An 18,636-nucleotide genomic window follows, 5' to 3' on the forward strand; every position below is an offset into this window, starting at 1 on the left:
TTATGAACCTTTTATATATTTCTTTAAAAATATTATTTAAATTTTCAATTCTACAATTTTCTATATTTAAATTTTCTATTTTATTTTTTGCTATATAAAAACTCCTTACACATTCATAAAGCTTTAAAGATGATAGCTCTTGAGTTTTTTTATAAGTAGTTGTATTTGTTTCGAAATTGTTAATTGGAAAGTCAGATTTAGAAAAACTAAAATTTGTAATCTCTTCATTTTTTTTTGTAATTGTTTCCCCATCATAAAGAACTAATACAGCAACATTAGCAATTTCTTTAAAAATTCCTTTTTTTGCGTAAGTCAATTGAAAATTTTCATTTCCAATTTCTTTCTTTAAATACAAATTATATAAATTGCCTTCACTATCTTTTTTTTCAGAAAAGATTGTAACTCCTTTAATTGTATCATTAAATTTTTGAGGCTTTATAAAATTTTCAAAAAAGTTTATTTTTGATGTTCTTAAAAAAGATCTAGCTAGATCCTGAGATTTAGGAACTATTATTGACGATAATAACATTTGTACAATCATTAAAATTAATGAAATTTTGATCATAAAATTAATCACTTGAATTTTATGTACTCCAAAATTCCAAAATATAATTAATTCATTGTCTGTCTCATATCTTATGGTTACATAAAAAACGCAAAAAAATAATACAAATGGAAATAGCCTGCTTAAAATCTTAGGAAATGAGAGTAATGAGTATTTAATGTATACAATGTAATCGCGTCCATCTTCTATCATAATATCTAAGTAGTTTACTGCTTGAAAAACCCAAATAATTATACTTGAGCTAATTAAAGCTATAAGAAAAAAAATTATGTAATCTTTAAGCAAGTGTCTAAATAGCAATTTTTTCATTGAATTAAGGTAATTTTATTCATATATACCATTCAACTCACAGAGAGTGTAACTAAAATTTATGTCTGTAAAAATTAGATACAATAAAAATTTATCAAAAAATGGTTTCAATAACGTCATTTTTTTTGTTAATGAAAAATTTGATATATCTGGCCTAAAAAAATTTTTATCAAAATCAGAATTCTTATTAGTCTCTGACTTATTAAAGATTAAAGATAACAAAAAAAATATTTTAACCTTTGAAATTGATTCTAAAAAAAACGTTATATTAATCTCTGTAAAAGATAGCTTAACTAACTCAGATATAGAAAATTTAGGTGCTAAGTTTTATTCTATTTCAAAAAATTTAAAACAAAATAAATATCATATATTTTCAGAGACAATTAGATCTAATAATTTATTAGGATATTTTTTGCATGGATTGAAGTTAAAATCATATAATTTTGTTAAATACAAAACAAAAAAAAATATAGAAATTATGGATATAACAATATCTGGTAAAAATGTTCCAAATTTAAAAGATCAAAATAAATTTAAGTCAATAGAGGAAGGGACTTTTTATGCTCGAGACTTAGTATCTGAGCCAGGAAATGTTTTGCATCCTGATGAGTATACCAAAAGAATTAAATCTTTGAAAAAAGTTGGTTTAAAAATAACTGTTTATGATAAAAAAAAATTAAAAAAATTAGGAATGAATACTCTGTTAGGTGTAGGTCAAGGTAGTATTAGAGGTTCATATTTAGTTACTATGGAATGGAACGGCCTGAAAGATAAATCAAATCCCTTAGCATTTGTAGGTAAAGGTGTTTGTTTTGACACTGGAGGAATTTCACTAAAGCCAGCAAAATTTATGGAAGATATGACTTATGATATGGCTGGTTCGGCAGTTGTTGTTGGTTTAATGAAAAGTTTAGCTCTGAGAAAAGCAAAAGTAAATGCAGTTGGGGTTGTTGGCTTAGTAGAAAATATGCCAGGTGGAAATGCACAAAGACCCGGAGATATAGTTAAATCATATAGTGGAAAAACAGTGGAAATATTGAACACAGATGCAGAGGGTAGACTGGTGCTTGCAGATGCACTAACATATACAGAGGAAAAATTTAAACCTAAATTTATAGTTGACTTAGCAACTTTGACTGGTGCAATCATTGTTTCATTGGGCTCAGAGTATGCAGGATTATTTTCAAATGATGATAAATTATCCAAACAACTAATTGATTCAGGAGAGAAGGTTGAAGAAAAAGTTTGGAGAATGCCTCTAAATAAGAATTTTGATAAATTGATAGATTCAAAAAATGCAGATATGCAAAACATAAATTATGTTGGAGGTGCAGGTTCAACAACTGCTGCTCAATTTTTACAAAGATTTATTTTAAATAAAACACCTTGGGCTCATTTAGATATAGCTGGAATGGCTTTTTCCAAATATGGGGGTGCATTAAATTCAGGTGGTGCCACTGGTTATGGAGTAAGATTATTAAATAAACTAATAGAGGATAAATATGAGTAATATCGAACAAACTTTATCAATTATAAAACCTGATGCAGTAGAGAGAAATCTCGAAAATGAAATTAAAGAAATGTTTAAAAATAATGGTTTTTCAGTGTTAAAAGAAAAAAAAATTCAAATTGAAAAATCTGAAGCAGAGAATTTTTATAAAGTTCATGAAACAAAGCCATTTTACAATGATTTATGTGAATACCTATCTTCAGGTCCGATTGTGGTAATGGTGCTTGAAAAAGAAAACGCTGTATTAGGAAATAGAGAATTGATGGGTGCAACAAATCCTAAAGATGCTAAAGACGGCACAATTAGAAAGAAATACGGTATTTCAATTGATAAAAACTCAGTTCATGGATCTGACAGTGTTGAAAATGCTAAAATTGAAATTGATTTTTTTTTTAAAGACTAAAAATTTTCAAAATAGCTTTTGGATATAATTTATGCTCTTGAGCTAAAATTTTTTTAGCAAGAGTATCTGGAGTATCTTTTTTTAAAATATTTACCTTTTTTTGAAGAATTATTTTTCCAGTGTCTAATTTTGAATTTACAAAATGCACAGTACATCCTGAGTACTTATCTTTATTTTTTATAGCTCTTTGATGAGTATTTAAGCCTTTATATTTTGGTAATAGGGAGGGGTGAATATTTAAAATTTTACCTTTAAAATTTTCAATAAAATTTTTTGAAAGAATTTTCATAAATCCTGCCAAGCAAACTAATTCAATTTTATTTTTTTCAAGTTCATCAAGTATTTTTTTTTCAGCAATTTCTTTTTTTTTGAAATTAATTATTTTTTTTTTAATTTTAAAAATGCCTCCATATTTCAAACCTTTAGCTAACTTATTATTGGTAATAATTAGGTTAATAAAAATAGGTGATTTCTTTAATTTAGAAAACTTAATAAGTGATTTTAAATTACTACCTGTTCCAGATATAAATACTGCAGTCTTTATTTTATTTGTTCCAGTTGATAGAACCATTTAATTTTACTTTATTTTTACCACTTATAATTTTTCCAATTACATAGGGTTTGTAATTTTTAGGAAAATAACTTTTAACTTTGTTTAAGTTTTTTTTATTAATAATTAAGCAAAAACCAACACTACAATTAAATGTTTTTAACATTTCGTTTTCTGATATTCCATTTTTTTTTAGCCAATTAAAAATTTTTAAAGTTTTGATTTTATTTAAATCAATATCAGCCACCATGTTTTCAGGTATAATTCTTTTGATATTATCAGCAAGTCCTCCACCTGTGATATTTGCACAACCATTGATAAGATTTTTTGAAATTAAATTAATTACTTCTTTAACATATATTTTTGTAGGTTTTAAAAGTTCTACTTTTAAAAATTTATTTTTATTTATGTTAATTTTTTTTTTATTAACAAGATATCTTACCAGTGAGAAACCATTTGAATGTAATCCACTAGACGGAATTGCTAGTATTAAATTATTTTTTTTGATTTTATTTTTATTTAAAATTTTATTTTTACTAACTACACCAACTGCAAAACCTGCTATATCAAATTTACCTTTTGAATAAGTACCAGGCATCTCAGCTGTTTCTCCACCCACAAGCTCACAATCTGATAGTTTACAGCCTTTAATTATTCCTTTCATGATCGATTTAAGTTTAGGTAAATCAATCTTGTTTATTGAAATATAATCTAAAAATAGTAGAGGTTTCGCACCTTGAACAATTAAGTCATTTACACTCATAGCCACAAGATCAATACCAATTGTATCAAATTTATTTAAAGTGTTTGCTATTTCAATTTTAGTTCCAACACCATCTGTACAAGCAACTATTTGAGGTTGTTTTATGTTGGTTGGAATATTTGAAATAGAACCAAATCCCCCGATATTGGAAAACTTTTTTTTGCCCCTTTTTTTTGATGATACTGATGAAATGAAATTTACAAACTTATCAGCAGCCTTAATGTTAACACCACTTTTTTTGTAGGTAAAATTTTTATTATTCATTACAATATTTTATGAGGTGTTTTTCAAAATTAATTAAACTGAAGAGTTTATATAATCTTTTTTTATTTCTTGCTTTATTAAATATTTTTTTTTCCACAGAAAATTGTGTTGCAAAAACATTTTCTATAAAAGAAATTGAAATATCATCTCCATTTAACTCCTCATTTGATAAAAATAAGATAATAAATCGAGGTTTTGTCGAAGCATATGAAGAACTTATTTTAACTATTGTTCAAAGCAAAGATCAAAAAATACTTCAAAATTCTTCAACCAAAGAAGTTAAAAGTTTAGTTGAAACATTTTCAATTGTTCAGGAACATTTTATTGATGAAGTATATAATCTTAGTTTAAATGTAGAATTCAATAAAAAAAGTTTTTTTGAATTATTAGAAAAAAAAAATGTATTTCCATCATCAATTATTGAAAAAGATTTAATGTTTTTTCCTATAGAGGTGGATGAAGAAAAAAATGAAATCTCTCTTTTTTCTGAGAGTCAATTATTTAAAAATTGGAACTTAAAAAAAGAAAAATATCATCAACTAAGTTACATTTTACCAAACGAAGATATTGATGATTATAATATAATAAAAAAAAATATTAACAATTTGGAAGATTTTGATTTTAGAGAAATTTCAAAAAAATATAATTTTGAAGATTTCATTGTAATGATTGTTTTTAAAAATAATGAAGAAGTAAGAGTACTTAATCAAATAGTATTTAATAATAATCAAAATTTAAAAAACTTTAAATTCAAAAATATCAACTTAGAAAATTTAGGAGATTTAGAAAAATTTATAGATAAACAAAAAATAGTTTTTGAAGACTATTGGAAATTAAAAAATGTAATAAATACATCAATTAAGTTGGATTTAACAATGTCAGTTGATAATAGCAATATAATTAAAATTGATCAGTTTGAAGAAACACTTTCAAATATAGAATTGGTAAATAACTTCAATATATTTAGATTTGATAATAAAAAAAACATTTATAAAATAATCTTTAATGGAACCCGAGATCAGTTCTTAGATGTGATGGAAGATTATGATTATTTTTTTGAAATTAAAAATAAAATTTGGTTATTAAAATGAAATCTTTAAACCAAGAAATCTTAAAATTTGATTATGATCAAAACTTTCAAGATCAGGATTTTTATGTGTCAAAATCTAATGAATTTTCATTTTTATTATTGAATAGTTGGCCCAAATGGGAAAAAAATTTTATAAATTTAATTGGTGAGAAATTTTCAGGTAAATCTCATTTAATTAATATTTTTTTACATAAATTTAAAGGTATTAAAATAAACGCAGCTGATATTAGCAATGAATATTTAAAAAAAATTAAAATCTATGAAAATATAATAATTGAAGATTTAAATAAAAATATTGATGAAAAGTTATTATTTACTTTTTTGAACAATATAGAGCAAGATAACAAATATTTAATTGTTACTTCAACCAAACCTATAGTTGATTACACTTTTGAATTAAATGATTTAAATTCTCGAGCTAAAAATTTTATTTTATCAAAGATTGATAAACCAGAGGATGATTTATTGTATGCTTTAATATTAAAAAACCTTTCTGATCGTCAGATATCAATTGATAAGAAATTAATAGATTTCATTATAAAAAGAATAGATAGATCCTATGGCAAAATATCTGAATTCATATATAAGATCGACGAAATTAGTTTAAAAAGGAAAAAACCAATTGATTTTAAAATTATTAAAGAAGCTTTAGGAGATTAATTGAGTAAATATAGAACACATACTTGTAACGAATTAAGAAAAGAAGACGTTGATAAAAAAATATTTCTTTCAGGTTGGATCAATAAAAAACGAGATCATGGCAACTTATTGTTCATAGATTTAAGAGATAATTATGGTGTCACTCAATGTATTATAGACAAAGATAATACAAATTTTACAAACTTAGAAAAAACTCAATTAGAAACTGTAGTTAAAATAGAAGGTAAGGTTGTAGCTCGATCTGAAGATACAATTAATAAAGAAATAGGCACAGGAGAAATTGAGGTAACAATTGATACATACGAAGAACTAGGTTCTTGCAAAGAATTGCCAATGCCAGTTTTCAGTGATCAAGAATATGCTGAGGAAATAAGATTAAAATATAGATTTTTGGATTTAAGAAGAAAAAAAATACATGAAAATATAATCTTAAGATCAAAAGTTATTTCATACATAAGAAATGAAATGACCAAATTAGGTTTTTTGGAATTCCAAACACCAATACTGACTTCCTCTAGTCCTGAAGGTGCTAGGGATTTTTTAGTTCCAAGTAGATTAAATCCAGGGAAATTTTATGCTTTACCTCAAGCGCCACAACAATTTAAACAACTAATTATGGTTTCTGGTTTTGATAAGTATTTTCAAATAGCTCCTTGCTTTAGGGACGAGGATGCAAGAGCAGATAGAAGTCCAGGTGAATTTTATCAATTAGATTTAGAAATGTCTTTTGTAGATCAAGAAGATGTTTTTAATGTTGTTGAAAAATTAATGGTTAATACTTTTAAAACATTTTCGAATAAAAAATTATTAAATGATAAGTTTCCAAGAATTTCTTACAAAGATGCAATGCTAAAGTATGGAAGCGATAAACCTGATTTAAGAAATCCACTATTAATAAATGATATTACAGAAATATTTACAAGAGAAGATGTGTCTTTTGAAATTTTTAAAAAGTTAGTAAAATCTGGTTCAAGAGTAAGATGTATAATAACAAAAAATACAAAGGATAAACCAAGAAGCTTTTTTGATAATATTGATAAATGGGCGAAAGAACAAGGTGCTTCTGGTTTAGCTTATTTTACATTTGAAAAAGATATTGAGTTATCTGGTAAAGGTCCCATAGGAAAATTTTTTTCAAAAGAAGCATTGTTAGAAATAATGAATTTAACTAATGCAGAAGTAGGAGATAGTATTTTTCTAGCTTGTGGCAAACAAAATGAATTAGAAAAAATAACTTCTCAGGCAAGAAATAAAATTGCAGAAGATTTAGATTTAATAGATGAAGATCTTTTCGCGTTTTGCTGGATAGTTGATTATCCAATGTTTGAAAGAGATGAAGTAACCAACAAAATTGAATTTAGTCATAATCCATTTTCTATGCCACAAGGTGATTTAACAGACAAAGAGCTTGAAAATCCTCTAGAACTATTGGCATACCAATACGATATTGTTTGTAATGGTATTGAATTGTCCTCTGGTGCTATAAGAAATCATAAACCCGAACTTATGTATAAATTATTTTCTATGGCTGGATATGATAAGCAGCAAGTAGATGAAAAATTTAGTGGTATGATAAATGCATTAAGTTACGGTGCTCCACCACACGGAGGTATCGCTCCAGGAATAGATAGAATAGTTATGTTGTTAGCTAATGAAAAAAATATTAGAGAAGTAACAATGTTTCCAATGAACCAAAATGCACAGGATTTGATGATGAACGCTCCATCTGAAGTTAATCCCGAACAGTTAAAAGAATTGAACTTGTCTTTAAAAAATAAAAAATAAAATTATTTTTTACCTTTAAGACTTATTTTAACATCAGATAAATCAACTAGATTTTTTTTATAGTTATTTCTTACAAATCCTTTGCTAGTAATATCCTTAACAATTTTTAATAATTGATTTTGATCTTCATTTTCTTGATCATTCGTATCGTTTCCACCAATTGCAGGAGTATGTGCAAGATCTTCTCTATTTTGGTAAGATATAGCTAACTCTCTAAAAATATAATCCAAAATAGAAGTAGCGCTCAATATCCTATCATTTCCATGTACTTTACCTGATGGTTCAAATTTTGTTCCCACGAATGCACTTATAAATTCATCTAGTGGTACTCCGTATTGAAGACCTAAAGATACTGCTATAGCAAAGTTATTCATTAATGCCTTAACTAGCTCTCCTTCTTTACTTGTGTCGATAAATATTTCTCCAATTTTTCCATCTTCATATTCACCTGTATGAAGATAAACTTTATGATCTCCAATTGTAGCTTTTTGAATATAGCCTTTTCGTCTGTCAGGCATACTAAATCTTTTTCCACCTTTTTCTGAGGACTTGTTTAAGTTTTGAACGACTGTTTCTTTACTTATAGAATTTTCACTTGCACTTTTTGAAACTATTTCAATTTTTTTATTTTCAACTACTTTTTTGTTATTTGGATCTAAACTTTTAGTTTTTCTATTGTCTAATTTGACATCTAAAACTTCGAATTTACCATCGTCTCTTTTTTCTAGATTTTTAAGCTCTGTTTCATTTATGTTGTCTAAGTAATGATTCACCTTAAAGGTACAAGTGTAATAAGTTTCTACAAGATATTTTGCCATTTCACCTCAGTTTAAAATTAGTTTGAAAATAGATTCTTTTAATTTATATACTTATTCAAATTTTAGTCTAATTTAATTTTTACAATTTTTAATTGAAATAAAAAATAAAATAACATGTTGACACTTTTTAAAAAAATTTTCACTTGGTGGAATCAAGATACTTTTGGAACAAGATTAAAAACAATTTTTTTTGGAAAACTTGCTGGCACAGATCAGTTTGGAAACAAATATTATGAAGATAAAAAAGGAAAAAGATGGGTAATATATTCTGATGTTATTGATGCATCAAAAATTCCAGTTGAGTGGTACTCATGGATGCATTTTACACCTAACAAAATAGAAAAAAAACATGAGCTAGAAAAATATGAATGGCAAAAACCTCATCAATCCAATTTAACTGGTACCGAAGAAGCATATTATCCAAATAAAAATAAAGATGGTGTTAAAAAAAAATATACTAGTTGGAAAGAATAGTTTTTTTCTTTACTTGCTAATCTTCTTTTTTCTATTCACATATATTTCACATTCCAATAGTCAACTTGAAGGTTCTTTTACTGAAATTAAAATTTTAGATAAAATTAGTTCTAAAAATACATCATTAAAACTTAAAAATGGTCAATTACTAAAATTTAAAGACTTATCAATTCAGAGTTTAAAATGTAAAAATTCTGAATTTGATGATAACCCAGAAATTACTGCTTATATACAAGTCAGAGATTTATCAAACCAAAACAATGATGAAGTTTTTGTTTTTAATGGATGGATGTTTTCTTCAAGCCCTTCAATAACTCCTTTTGATCATCCTATTTATGATGTGTGGCTAATAAAATGTTATTAAACTATAGTATCTTTATCTAGCCAGCTCACATTAAAATCTGAATTGATAAATTTTTTATGATTTAACAATTTTTTGTGAAGTGGAATAGTAGTCGTAATACCTTCAATAACAAATTCATCCAAAGATCTATTCATTCTTTGAATAGCTTCTGTTCTATTTCGTCCATGACAAATTAACTTACAAACCATACTGTCATAATATGGAGTAACTTTGTAACCTTGAAATATAGCTCCATCTACTCTTGTTCTAAATCCAGATGGCTGGTGACACATACTTATAACGCCTGGAGATGGTTGAAAATTTTTACTAGCATCTTCAGCGTTTATTCTGCATTCAATAGCATGACCTCTTGGGTTAATGTCGCTTTGCTGTAGTGCTGTTTCTTCAGAAAATGCTATCCAAATTTGCTCTTTGATAATATCTACTCCTGTCACCATTTCTGTAACAGGGTGTTCTACTTGAACTCTTGTATTCATTTCAAGAAAGTAAAACTTTCCATCTTCATAGATAAACTCGACTGTACCAGCCCCCATGTACCCAATCTTAGAGACCATTTTTACAGTTTTTTCAAAAAGATCTTTTCTAATTTCATCATTCAAAACAGGACTAGGAGTTTCTTCAATAAGTTTTTGATGTCTTCTTTGAACAGAGCAATCCCTTTCATGCAAATGCACAACTCTGTTTTTTCCTGCTAGTATTTGAACTTCTATGTGTCTTGGATTTTGAAAGAATTTCTCAATATACACTTCGTCGTTACCAAAGTATTTTTGTGCTTCTGATTTTGCTGTGGAAAATAAAGTTTCAAATTCTTCCTCTTTATGTACTATTTTCATACCTTTTCCACCACCTCCACCTGAGGCTTTAATCAGAACAGGAAAACCAATTTTTTTACAAAGGTCTTTTGCTTCATTAATATCCCTAACACCACCTTCAGATCCTTCAATAACAGGTAAACCATTTTCTTTAGCTATTCTTTTAGCTTGAATTTTATCTCCCATCATTTCAATATGTTTGGAAGATGCACCAATAAATTTAATTTTATTTTCCTCTAAAATTTTAGCAAAGTTAGCATTTTCAGATAAGAAGCCATATCCTGGATGAACAGCATCTGCATTAGTCAGTTCTATTGCAGACATTAATGCGGGAATATTTAAATAACTGTTTGCTGGTTGATGAGAACCTATGCAGACACTTTCATCTGCCATTCTTACATGCATGCTTTCTCTATCAACATCTGAATGGACTGCTACGGTTGCAATACCCCATTCTTTACATGCTCTTATAATTCTAACTGCAATTTCTCCACGATTTGCAATTAAAATTTTTTTGAACATTAATTATTCTAAAATAAGAATTGTTTGACCAAACTCAACTGGCTGACCATCATCAACACAAATCTCTTTTACAACACCATCATGAGTGGAAGGGACGTGATTCATAGTCTTCATTGCTTCAACAATCATTATTGTGTCACCTTTTTTAATTTTTTTACCAACCTCAACAAATTTTTTTGCCCCCGGTTCTGGCGCATGATAAGCGGTTCCAATTATTGGAGAAGTAATTTCTGTACCAGATTTAACGCTTTCAGCAGATTGGGAAGCAGCAGTTAAATTTGTATTGTTTACAGATGCTGGAATTGTTTGGTTGCTAATTGATACGTTATTTTTTGAAACTTTAATTTTAGTATCTTTTTCAGTAATTTCTATTTCAGTTAAATTAAACTCATCTAAATAATTACTAAGTTCTTTGATTATGTTTTTATCTATTTTCATTTTTGTAAAAGCTTTTGTAATGAAATTATGGCCAAAATATATCCCTCAGTGCCTAATCCAAAAATCCCACCTGTTGCAACTCCACTAATAAGTGATTTATGTCTAAATTCTTCTCTTTTATATATGTTTGATATATGCATTTCAATTATTGGTTTCTTGAACAATTCAAGAGCATCTCTTATTGCAACTGAAGTATGTGTAAATGCAGCAGCATTTATAATCATTCCATCATAAGTTTTGCGTGCATCTTGAATTGTATTTACTAAATCTCCCTCCAAATTTGATTGGATAAATTCACAGTCAAGCCCAATTTCTTTTGATTTTTTTAAACAATTTTCTTTAAGTTGTTCATAGTTACCTGATCCATATTGTGATTGTTCTCTTTCACCTAATAGATTAAGATTTGGACCGTTAATAATAATTATTTTATTATTCATTCAGCTTTTATATACGATGAAAAAAATAAAAATCAAAGTAAATGGTAAAAACAGATCAATTTCTGAAACATATAAACTTTCAGATTTAATAAAACACCTTAAAATTCCTATGAAAAAAGTAGCAATTGAACTTAATGAAGAAATAATAGATAAAAAAAATGTTAACAAAATTAAATTAAATCAAAACGACAAAATTGAGATTGTTCATTTTATAGGAGGAGGGTAATATGAAAAAAGATAATCTCATCATTGCTAAAAAAAAATTTAAATCTAGATTAATTGTTGGCACTGGAAAGTATAAAACGATGTCTGAATGTGCCAAAGCTATCAAATTATCAGGAGCAGAGATAGTTACTGTTGCAGTTAGAAGAGTAAATATTTCTGATAAAAACAAACCCTTGTTAATGGATTATATAGATCCAAAAAAGATTACCTATTTACCTAATACAGCAGGTTGTTTTAATTCTAAAGAAGCCCTTAGAACTTTGAGGTTAGCAAGAGAAATAGGTGGGTGGAAATTAGTTAAATTAGAAGTTCTAGGAGATAAGGAAAATTTATTTCCTGATATGATTGAAACTTTAGAATCTACTGAAGTTCTCACCAAAGAGGGATTTAAAGTTATGGTTTATTGTAACGATGATCCATTAATGGCAAAAAGATTAGAAAATGTTGGAGCTGCTGCGATAATGCCACTAGCAGCACCAATTGGATCAGGTTTAGGAATACAAAATAAAATTAATATTCAAATAATCAGGAAGCAAACAAAAGTTCCATTAATTATTGATGCGGGTCTTGGACAAGCTTCTGATGCTACAATTGCAATGGAACTTGGTTGTGATGGAGTATTGGTAAACACAGCAATCGCGAAAGCAAAAAAACCATTTGATATGGCTCTTGCATTTAAAAATGCTGTTATTGCTGGAAGACAATCATACAATTCAGGAAGAATAGATAAAACCTTAATGGGAAACCCCTCTTCTCCACTAAAAGGTATTATTTAGTTTTTTTATAATATTTCTTTTTTTTATAATTTTTTTTTATTTTTTTAACTTCTTTTTTTTGAGAAATTTTATCTTCTTTATTTTGGGTTTCTAAGTTTTTTAATTTTTCATAATGCTCAATAAGTTCAATTGTTTTTTTTGATTTATTTTGAATATTAATAATATATTCCGGTATTATTAAAGAATTGTCGCTAATAATATCGATAGTCATTTTATTCTTTTTTTCAAAGTAAGTTAAATCATTAACAAAATTTTCTTTTAGAAAATCTGAAATTTTTTCGCAGACTTTTACTTCAACAAATTTTGCTTTATTGGTTACAGCCTTTAATTCAACAATTTTTAATAATTTTTGAGCAAAAGACTCGTCTGTTAAAGTTACCTTCCATTTAACAGCACTTTCTCTCAATCTTTGTCTAGACATTTCTAAAAGGCCAAAATTACTTATTCTTCCAATTTGGATTCTTGCTCTATCAGATCTACATTTTTCCTTAAGCTTTCTTTCTACTAAACGTCGGTTGCCAAAACTAAGCATGTCAATGAAGTCTATAATTATTAATCCTGATAAATCTCTAATTTTTATCTGTCTTGCAATTTCTTCTGCTGCTTCAATATTTGTGTCTAACGCTGTACTCTCAACATTTTTACCTTTAATTGAGCTACCAGAGTTAATGTCTATTGATACAAGCGCCTCGGTAGGATTAATAACTAAATATCCTCCAGATTTGAGTTTAATTTCTGAGTCAAAAATTTGATTTAATTTTTGTTCAATGTTTTCCTCAATAAATAGTGGTGTTCTTCCTCTATATTTTTTAACTTTTTTTACACTTGATGGCATCATTGTTTTCATAAAAGATTGGGCTTTTTTATAACCTTCATTTCCTTCAACAATAATTTGGTTAGTACTATCATCGTACATATCTCTTAAAGTTCTTTTAATTATTTCACTTTCTTGATGAATTAAAGAGGGTGCTATAGAATTAATTGCATTATCTTTTATCTGTCCCCAAGTATTAATTAAAGTTGTTAAGTCACTATTGATTTCATTTTTTGTTTTGTTGCTTCCTGCTGTTCTTACAATTAAACCCATCTCTTTAGGAATTTCAATTTCATTTAAAATAGTTCTAATTTTTTTTCTATCTGCAGGATTAAATATTTTTCTAGAAATTCCACCACCTTTAGGTGTGTTTGGCATTAACACTATATATTTTCCTGCAATTGAAATAAAAGTGCTTAGAGCAGCACCTTTTTGACCCCTCTCGTCTTTGATGACTTGGACAAGAATTACTTGATTGGGTTTAATTACTTCTTGAATTTTGTATCTTTTAAATTTGAATCTTTTTTCAGGTTTTTTTTCAGTTTTTTCCTCTGTATCTGAATTTTCTTTTGTATCTACTTCCTCTTTGTCAGACTCTACATCTTCAACTTTTTCCTCTATTGGATCATCTATTTCAAGTTTGCCCTCAGCAATATTTTCTTCTTCTTTTGCTTCAACTTGTTTTGAAAGTTCTTCTCTTGCTTTTTCTTCCTCTTCTTTTATTTTTTCTAAGTCCGCTTTTGGTATTTGATAGTAATCTGACTGAATATCGTTAAATGATAAAAATCCATGTCTTTCTCTTCCAAAGTCAACAAAGGCTGCCTGGAGCGAAGGTTCAATCCTGCTTACCTTACCTAAATATATATTATTTTTTATTAAATTGTTTTTTAAACCTTCGTACTCGTAGTCTTCAATATTTTCGCCTGATTTAAGTACAACTCTAGTTTCATTTGGATGCGATGCATCGATATATAAATTTTTTTCCATAATATGTTGATTGTTAAGTTCATTAATTTTTTTTGTAATAAATTTTGTTTATCTATGATGCCTTATCTTTAACAAATTCCAAGATATAATGGAAATAAAATGAGTAAATTATTCAAAAATATTCTGTTATTTTCCTCCACTATTTTAATATTATTGGGTATTTTGATATTTAGTATTTTATGGAAATACTCCAACGATATTCCAGATTATAAATTTCTTAAGAGTTATAAGCCACCAGTTTCAAGTAAAGTTTATTCAAGAAATGGAGAATTGGTTGCAGATTTTTCAAAAGAAAAAAGAGTTTTTGTTCCGTACAATGCTATACCAAAAAATGTAATTAATTCATTTTTATCTGCAGAAGATAAAAATTTTTTCTCTCACCCCGGTGTTGATGCGAAAGGAGTTCTAAGAGCAGTTATAAACAATATTTCAAATATAATGGCCTCTAAAAGATTAGAAGGTGCCTCAACCATTACCCAACAAGTAGCAAAAAATTTTTTATTAACAAATGAAGTAAGCCTAAATAGAAAGATAAAAGAGGCAATTTTAGCATTTAGAATTGAGAGAGCATTATCAAAAGAAAGGATATTAGAACTTTATTTAAATCAAATCTATCTTGGTAGTGGAGCCTATGGCGTAGCTGCTGCAAGCTTAGAATATTTTGATAAATCTATAAGAGAACTTAATTATTCAGAAGCTGCATTGTTAGCTGCTTTACCTAAAGCGCCTAGTAAATACAATCCTTATAAAGATAAAGATTTAGCAAAATTTAGAAGAAATTTAGTTTTAAAAAATTTATATGAAAATAATTATATTACATCTGAGTGGTTAGAAAAATTAAGTAATCAAGAAATTAAATTAAAGAAAAAACAAAAAATATACTTAGAAGATGCACAATATTATATTGAAGACGTTAGAAAAAATGTCATAGAAAGTTTGACATACGATAAAGTTTATAAACAAGGTCTAAATATCAATACTCCAATAGATTTAGATTTACAAAAAATTGCAACTAATTCTCTAAGATCTGGATTAATTTCCTATGATCAGAGAAAAGGTTGGAGGGGAGCACTAATTAACAAACCTTACAATTCGGACTGGTATAAAGATTTAGATAAATACAAACTTGAAAAATCAATTAATTGGAAATTAGCAATTGTAAAAAAATTAAATAAATTTTCAGCAATTGTAGAAACGATTGATAAAGATGATGGTGTTATTGAATATAAAGATATTTCTTGGACAAAAAAAGAGTTTAACCAAATATTAAAAATCGGAGACATAATTTATGTGAAACAAATAAAAGACAAAAAATATAGTTTACAACAATTACCAAAAATAAATGGAGGGATTGTTGTTATGGATCCTTATACGGGAAGAGTTTTGGCTCTTAATGGTGGTTTTAGTTTTAAAAAAAGTGAGTTTAATCGCGCAACACAAGCAAAAAGACAACCAGGTTCTGCATTTAAACCATTCGTTTATGCTCTTGCTTTAGAAAATAATTATACACCTACATCATTAGTTTTAGATGCACCTTTAGTTTTAGATCAAGGGGATGATTTAAAGTTGTGGAAACCAGAAAATTATGGAAAAAAATTTTACGGTCCATCCACCATCAGAACCGGATTGGAGAAATCAAGAAATCTAATGACAGTTAGAATAGCTCAAGATTTAGGGTTAGATAAAATTATCGACTATTCTAAAAAACTTTCAATTTATGAAGATCCTGAAGAACTTTTGTCAATTTCCTTAGGTTCTGCTGAAACTACTTTGTTGCAGCTTACATCTGCTTACTCTGTTTTTGTTAATGGAGGAAAACTTGTTGAACCTGTTTTGATTGACAGGATTCAAGATAGTGAGGGAAATACTATTTATAATAATGATAAGAGATCTTGTGTAAATTGTGATGCAATATCCTATCTTAGTGACGATTATCCTGAGTTAAAAAATAAATATTTACAAATTTTTTCGGAAGAAACTGCATATCAAATGACGTCAATTCTTGAAGGGGTAGTTCAAAGAGGAACTGCAAAAAAATTAAGAGATTTAAAATTAAATATAGCAGGAAAAACTGGAACTACGAATAATAATACTGATACATGGTTCATTGGTTTTACATCAAACTTGTTAGTAGGTGTTTACGTAGGAATGGATAGTCCAACACCACTTGGTAAATTTGAAACAGGATCAAAAACAGCCTTACCTATATTTAAAAATTTTATAAAAAATTCTGTTAAAAAGTCTGAGGCTAGACCATTTAAAGCTGCAAAAGATACAATAATGATGGTTGTGGATCCCTCAACAGGCCAGAAAGCTAAATTTACATCCAAAAATACAATAATTGAGGTTTTTAAAAAGAAAAATGTTTTAGATGGCAAAGTTCTTTATTCAAATTCTGATAGAATGGATATAAACAACATATTAAAGTTTTACTAATGGATAACAATTACCAAAATTACAAAGAAGAAATAAATAAGATTAATCAAAGAATTAAGGAGTATCTTTGAAAACAATAAAATTTACTCAAAACTTGAAAAATTAAATTCTCAAATGTTGGATGCCAATTTTTGGCAAGATAGAGATAATTCAAAAAAAGTTATAAAAGAGAAAAAACTCTACGAAGATTTAGTAAATTCTTTAAATCAGTCTATCCAAAAATTAAATGATTTTGATGATTTGAATGAGCTTGCTTTAGAGGAAAATAATCTAGCGGTTCAGGAAGAAACTTTACAAAATATTAAGGATTTAAAAAAAGAGGTAAAAAAAAATGAAATCAAATGTTTTTTATCAGACGAAGCAGATTCATTAGATTGCTATATAGAAATACATGCAGGCGCTGGAGGGACTGAAAGTCAAGATTGGGCAGATATGTTGAGAAGGATGTATTTGAAGTGGTCTGATAAAAAAAGTTTTACATCAAATTTAATTAGTGAGCATAAGGGAGATGAAGCTGGAATTAAATCAGCAACAATAAAAATTGAAGGTGATTATGTATTTGGTTGGTTGAAAAAAGAATCAGGCATTCATCGTTTGGTTAGAATTTCTCCATTTGACTCAGGAGCAAGAAGGCACACAAGTTTTGCAAGTGTCTGGATTTACCCAGTAGTGGATGAAAATATAAATGTTGAGATTTTAGAGAAAGATTTGAGAATAGATACTTATAGATCAAGTGGTGCTGGTGGACAGCATGTAAATACAACTGATAGCGCTGTAAGAATTACACATATTCCATCGAAAATAGTAGTCCAATGTCAAAATGAAAGATCGCAACATAAAAATAAAGAAACTTGTATGAATATGTTAAAAGCAAGACTGTACGATTTTGAAATTAAAAAAAGAGAAGAGGAGAACCAAAGTACAGAAAACAGTAAGTCAGAAATTGGTTGGGGGCATCAAATAAGATCATATGTTTTGCAACCTTATAGATTGGTAAAAGACAACAGAACAAATTTTGAAAGCACAAGTCCAGATAAAATTCTTGATGGAGAATTAGATGATTTTTTAGAACAATCTCTTTACAAAATTAAATGAAAATAAATATTTTTAAATACTTTTTAATATTTCTAGGATTTTTAATATCACTGATATTTTATTTAAGCATTGTTGGAATAGAAACAGACAAATTTAATCAGCAGATAAAAGATACAGTTGTTCAAAGTAATAAGAATTTGGATGTATCTTTAAAAAAAGTAAAATTAATTCTTGATCCTTTTAAACTTAAAATAAATGCAAAAACTATTGGCGCAAATATCTATTATGCAAATAGACCACTTGAACTTGAATACATAAAAACTCAAGTATCACTTGATTCTATTCTTAAAAATAAATTAGTTTCCTCTAATTTTGAAGTGGCAACAAAGTCAATATTATTAAAAGATTTTGTAAAATTTATAAGAGCCACAAGTAACAAACCAGAATTATTAATTTTGGAAACTTTCATAAAAAAAGGACATGTAATTTTAGATCTAAATCTTAACTTAGATCAAAATGGAAAAATTAAAAATGATTACAAAATTAAAGGATTATTGAAAGATGGAAAATTTAAATTTTTTAATGGAATAGATTTTAAT

19 protein-coding genes and 1 pseudogene are annotated in these 18,636 nt (G+C 27.3%); 12 read left to right on the top strand and 8 right to left on the bottom strand.

Annotation, left to right across the window (positions count from 1 at the left end; genetic code table 11):
* Window positions 1-874 (bottom strand): LptF/LptG family permease (locus ACTTA5_RS06965; RefSeq protein WP_440648967.1); only part of this gene is annotated, 874 nt, incomplete at its 3' end.
* Window positions 875-935: 61 nt separating this feature from the next.
* Between ACTTA5_RS06965 and ACTTA5_RS06970 the strand changes: the two genes are divergently transcribed.
* Together ACTTA5_RS06970 and ndk are read left to right on the top strand one after the other, a co-directional pair.
* Window positions 936-2,384: a leucyl aminopeptidase gene (locus tag ACTTA5_RS06970; protein WP_440648969.1), complete on the top strand. Its 1,449-nt coding sequence runs from the start codon at window positions 936-938 to the stop codon at window positions 2,382-2,384.
* Between the two features lies 1 nt (window position 2,385).
* Window positions 2,386-2,787, top strand: coding sequence for a nucleoside-diphosphate kinase (gene ndk, locus ACTTA5_RS06975; RefSeq protein ID WP_440648999.1), 402 nt, complete (start codon window positions 2,386-2,388; stop codon window positions 2,785-2,787).
* Here the strand turns inward: ndk and purN are convergent.
* Together purN and purM are read right to left on the bottom strand one after the other, a co-directional pair.
* Complete coding sequence (gene purN / locus ACTTA5_RS06980) at window positions 2,777-3,358, bottom strand: phosphoribosylglycinamide formyltransferase (RefSeq protein WP_440648971.1); 582 nt, start codon at window positions 3,356-3,358, stop codon at window positions 2,777-2,779. The genes ndk and purN overlap by 11 nt on opposite strands.
* Window positions 3,333-4,364, bottom strand: coding sequence for a phosphoribosylformylglycinamidine cyclo-ligase (purM, locus tag ACTTA5_RS06985; protein WP_440648973.1), 1,032 nt, complete (start codon window positions 4,362-4,364; stop codon window positions 3,333-3,335). Before purM ends, purN begins: the two co-directional genes overlap by 26 nt.
* An 11-nt stretch (window positions 4,365-4,375) precedes the next feature.
* Between purM and ACTTA5_RS06990 the strand changes: the two genes are divergently transcribed.
* From ACTTA5_RS06990 to aspS, 3 genes are read left to right on the top strand one after another with little or no spacing between them, the layout of a single operon-like run.
* Window positions 4,376-5,455, top strand: a complete 1,080-nt coding sequence (locus tag ACTTA5_RS06990) for a hypothetical protein (RefSeq protein WP_440648975.1) — start codon at window positions 4,376-4,378, stop codon at window positions 5,453-5,455.
* A complete protein-coding gene (locus tag ACTTA5_RS06995) occupies window positions 5,452-6,114 on the top strand; it encodes a DNA replication protein (RefSeq protein ID WP_440648977.1) in 663 nt (220 codons plus the stop codon). Before ACTTA5_RS06990 ends, ACTTA5_RS06995 begins: the two co-directional genes overlap by 4 nt.
* Window positions 6,115-7,899 (top strand): aspartate--tRNA ligase, encoded by a 1,785-nt coding sequence (gene aspS, locus ACTTA5_RS07000; RefSeq protein WP_440648979.1) that lies wholly within the window; start codon window positions 6,115-6,117, stop codon window positions 7,897-7,899. It abuts the gene before it with no gap.
* 2 nt (window positions 7,900-7,901) lie between these two features.
* On the opposite strand, the gene ACTTA5_RS07005 is transcribed toward aspS, so the two are convergent.
* Window positions 7,902-8,717 carry a TSCPD domain-containing protein gene (locus ACTTA5_RS07005; protein ID WP_440648981.1) on the bottom strand — a complete coding sequence of 272 codons (816 nt, stop codon included), beginning with the start codon at window positions 8,715-8,717 and terminating at the stop codon, window positions 7,902-7,904.
* 114 nt (window positions 8,718-8,831) lie between these two features.
* On the opposite strand from ACTTA5_RS07005, the gene ACTTA5_RS07010 reads away from it, so the two are divergent.
* Window positions 8,832-9,191 carry an NADH-ubiquinone oxidoreductase subunit NDUFA12 family protein gene (locus tag ACTTA5_RS07010; protein ID WP_075506547.1) on the top strand — a complete coding sequence of 120 codons (360 nt, stop codon included), beginning with the start codon at window positions 8,832-8,834 and terminating at the stop codon, window positions 9,189-9,191.
* Window positions 9,154-9,555, top strand: coding sequence for a DUF2155 domain-containing protein (locus ACTTA5_RS07015; RefSeq protein ID WP_440648983.1), 402 nt, complete (start codon window positions 9,154-9,156; stop codon window positions 9,553-9,555). Before ACTTA5_RS07010 ends, ACTTA5_RS07015 begins: the two co-directional genes overlap by 38 nt.
* On the opposite strand, the gene accC is transcribed toward ACTTA5_RS07015, so the two are convergent.
* Genes accC through aroQ form a run of 3 tightly spaced genes read right to left on the bottom strand, consistent with a single transcriptional unit; the run spans window position 9,552 to window position 11,764 of the window.
* A complete protein-coding gene (gene accC / locus ACTTA5_RS07020) occupies window positions 9,552-10,889 on the bottom strand; it encodes an acetyl-CoA carboxylase biotin carboxylase subunit (protein ID WP_440648985.1) in 1,338 nt (445 codons plus the stop codon). The genes ACTTA5_RS07015 and accC overlap by 4 nt on opposite strands.
* A 3-nt stretch (window positions 10,890-10,892) precedes the next feature.
* Window positions 10,893-11,327 carry an acetyl-CoA carboxylase biotin carboxyl carrier protein gene (locus ACTTA5_RS07025; protein WP_440648987.1) on the bottom strand — a complete coding sequence of 145 codons (435 nt, stop codon included), beginning with the start codon at window positions 11,325-11,327 and terminating at the stop codon, window positions 10,893-10,895.
* Entirely contained in the window at window positions 11,324-11,764 is a 441-nt protein-coding gene (gene aroQ / locus ACTTA5_RS07030; protein ID WP_440648989.1) for a type II 3-dehydroquinate dehydratase, read from the bottom strand. Before aroQ ends, ACTTA5_RS07025 begins: the two co-directional genes overlap by 4 nt.
* Window positions 11,765-11,780: 16 nt before the next feature.
* Between aroQ and thiS the strand changes: the two genes are divergently transcribed.
* Window positions 11,781-11,990, top strand: coding sequence for a sulfur carrier protein ThiS (gene thiS, locus ACTTA5_RS07035; protein WP_440648991.1), 210 nt, complete (start codon window positions 11,781-11,783; stop codon window positions 11,988-11,990).
* Window position 11,991: 1 nt separating this feature from the next.
* Window positions 11,992-12,765: a thiazole synthase gene (locus tag ACTTA5_RS07040; RefSeq protein WP_440648993.1), complete on the top strand. Its 774-nt coding sequence runs from the start codon at window positions 11,992-11,994 to the stop codon at window positions 12,763-12,765.
* Here the strand turns inward: ACTTA5_RS07040 and ACTTA5_RS07045 are convergent.
* Window positions 12,758-14,566: an Rne/Rng family ribonuclease gene (locus tag ACTTA5_RS07045; protein ID WP_440648995.1), complete on the bottom strand. Its 1,809-nt coding sequence runs from the start codon at window positions 14,564-14,566 to the stop codon at window positions 12,758-12,760. The genes ACTTA5_RS07040 and ACTTA5_RS07045 overlap by 8 nt on opposite strands.
* 99 nt (window positions 14,567-14,665) lie before the next feature.
* Here ACTTA5_RS07045 and ACTTA5_RS07050 point away from each other — a divergent pair, with 99 nt between their 5' ends.
* The 3 genes and pseudogenes from ACTTA5_RS07050 to ACTTA5_RS07060 all read left to right on the top strand — a co-directional run.
* The gene (locus tag ACTTA5_RS07050) at window positions 14,666-17,002 is read left to right on the top strand and encodes a penicillin-binding protein 1A (protein WP_440648997.1); all 2,337 of its coding nucleotides are present in this window, start codon (window positions 14,666-14,668) and stop codon (window positions 17,000-17,002) included.
* Between the two features lie 36 nt (window positions 17,003-17,038).
* Window positions 17,039-18,097 carry a peptide chain release factor 2 gene (gene prfB, locus ACTTA5_RS07055; RefSeq protein WP_440649001.1) on the top strand — a complete coding sequence of 353 codons (1,059 nt, stop codon included), beginning with the start codon at window positions 17,039-17,041 and terminating at the stop codon, window positions 18,095-18,097.
* Window positions 18,094-18,636, top strand: a pseudogene (locus tag ACTTA5_RS07060) (hypothetical protein); the annotation flags it as partial. The gene prfB and the pseudogene ACTTA5_RS07060, both read left to right, overlap by 4 nt.

This window comes from Candidatus Pelagibacter sp. HIMB1521 (genome assembly GCF_052047875.1).
In the GTDB taxonomy this organism is placed as follows: domain Bacteria; phylum Pseudomonadota; class Alphaproteobacteria; order Pelagibacterales; family Pelagibacteraceae; genus Pelagibacter.

Bases quoted from the DNA above. Each gene is read 5' to 3' on its own strand.
- ACTTA5_RS06970 (WP_440648969.1), top strand. From the start codon at position 936: ATGTCTGTAAAAATTAGATACAATAAAAATTTATCAAAAAATGGTTTC.
- purN (WP_440648971.1), bottom strand. From the start codon at position 3,358: ATGGTTCTATCAACTGGAACAAATAAAATAAAGACTGCAGTATTTATA.
- purM (WP_440648973.1), bottom strand. From the start codon at position 4,364: ATGAATAATAAAAATTTTACCTACAAAAAAAGTGGTGTTAACATTAAG.
- ACTTA5_RS06990 (WP_440648975.1), top strand. From the start codon at position 4,376: ATGAGGTGTTTTTCAAAATTAATTAAACTGAAGAGTTTATATAATCTT.
- ACTTA5_RS06995 (WP_440648977.1), top strand. From the start codon at position 5,452: ATGAAATCTTTAAACCAAGAAATCTTAAAATTTGATTATGATCAAAAC.
- ACTTA5_RS07005 (WP_440648981.1), bottom strand. From the start codon at position 8,717: ATGGCAAAATATCTTGTAGAAACTTATTACACTTGTACCTTTAAGGTG.
- ACTTA5_RS07010 (WP_075506547.1), top strand. From the start codon at position 8,832: ATGTTGACACTTTTTAAAAAAATTTTCACTTGGTGGAATCAAGATACT.
- ACTTA5_RS07015 (WP_440648983.1), top strand. From the start codon at position 9,154: ATGGTGTTAAAAAAAAATATACTAGTTGGAAAGAATAGTTTTTTTCTT.
- accC (WP_440648985.1), bottom strand. From the start codon at position 10,889: ATGTTCAAAAAAATTTTAATTGCAAATCGTGGAGAAATTGCAGTTAGA.
- ACTTA5_RS07025 (WP_440648987.1), bottom strand. From the start codon at position 11,327: ATGAAAATAGATAAAAACATAATCAAAGAACTTAGTAATTATTTAGAT.
- aroQ (WP_440648989.1), bottom strand. From the start codon at position 11,764: ATGAATAATAAAATAATTATTATTAACGGTCCAAATCTTAATCTATTA.
- thiS (WP_440648991.1), top strand. From the start codon at position 11,781: ATGAAAAAAATAAAAATCAAAGTAAATGGTAAAAACAGATCAATTTCT.
- ACTTA5_RS07040 (WP_440648993.1), top strand. From the start codon at position 11,992: ATGAAAAAAGATAATCTCATCATTGCTAAAAAAAAATTTAAATCTAGA.
- ACTTA5_RS07045 (WP_440648995.1), bottom strand. From the start codon at position 14,566: ATGGAAAAAAATTTATATATCGATGCATCGCATCCAAATGAAACTAGA.
- ACTTA5_RS07050 (WP_440648997.1), top strand. From the start codon at position 14,666: ATGAGTAAATTATTCAAAAATATTCTGTTATTTTCCTCCACTATTTTA.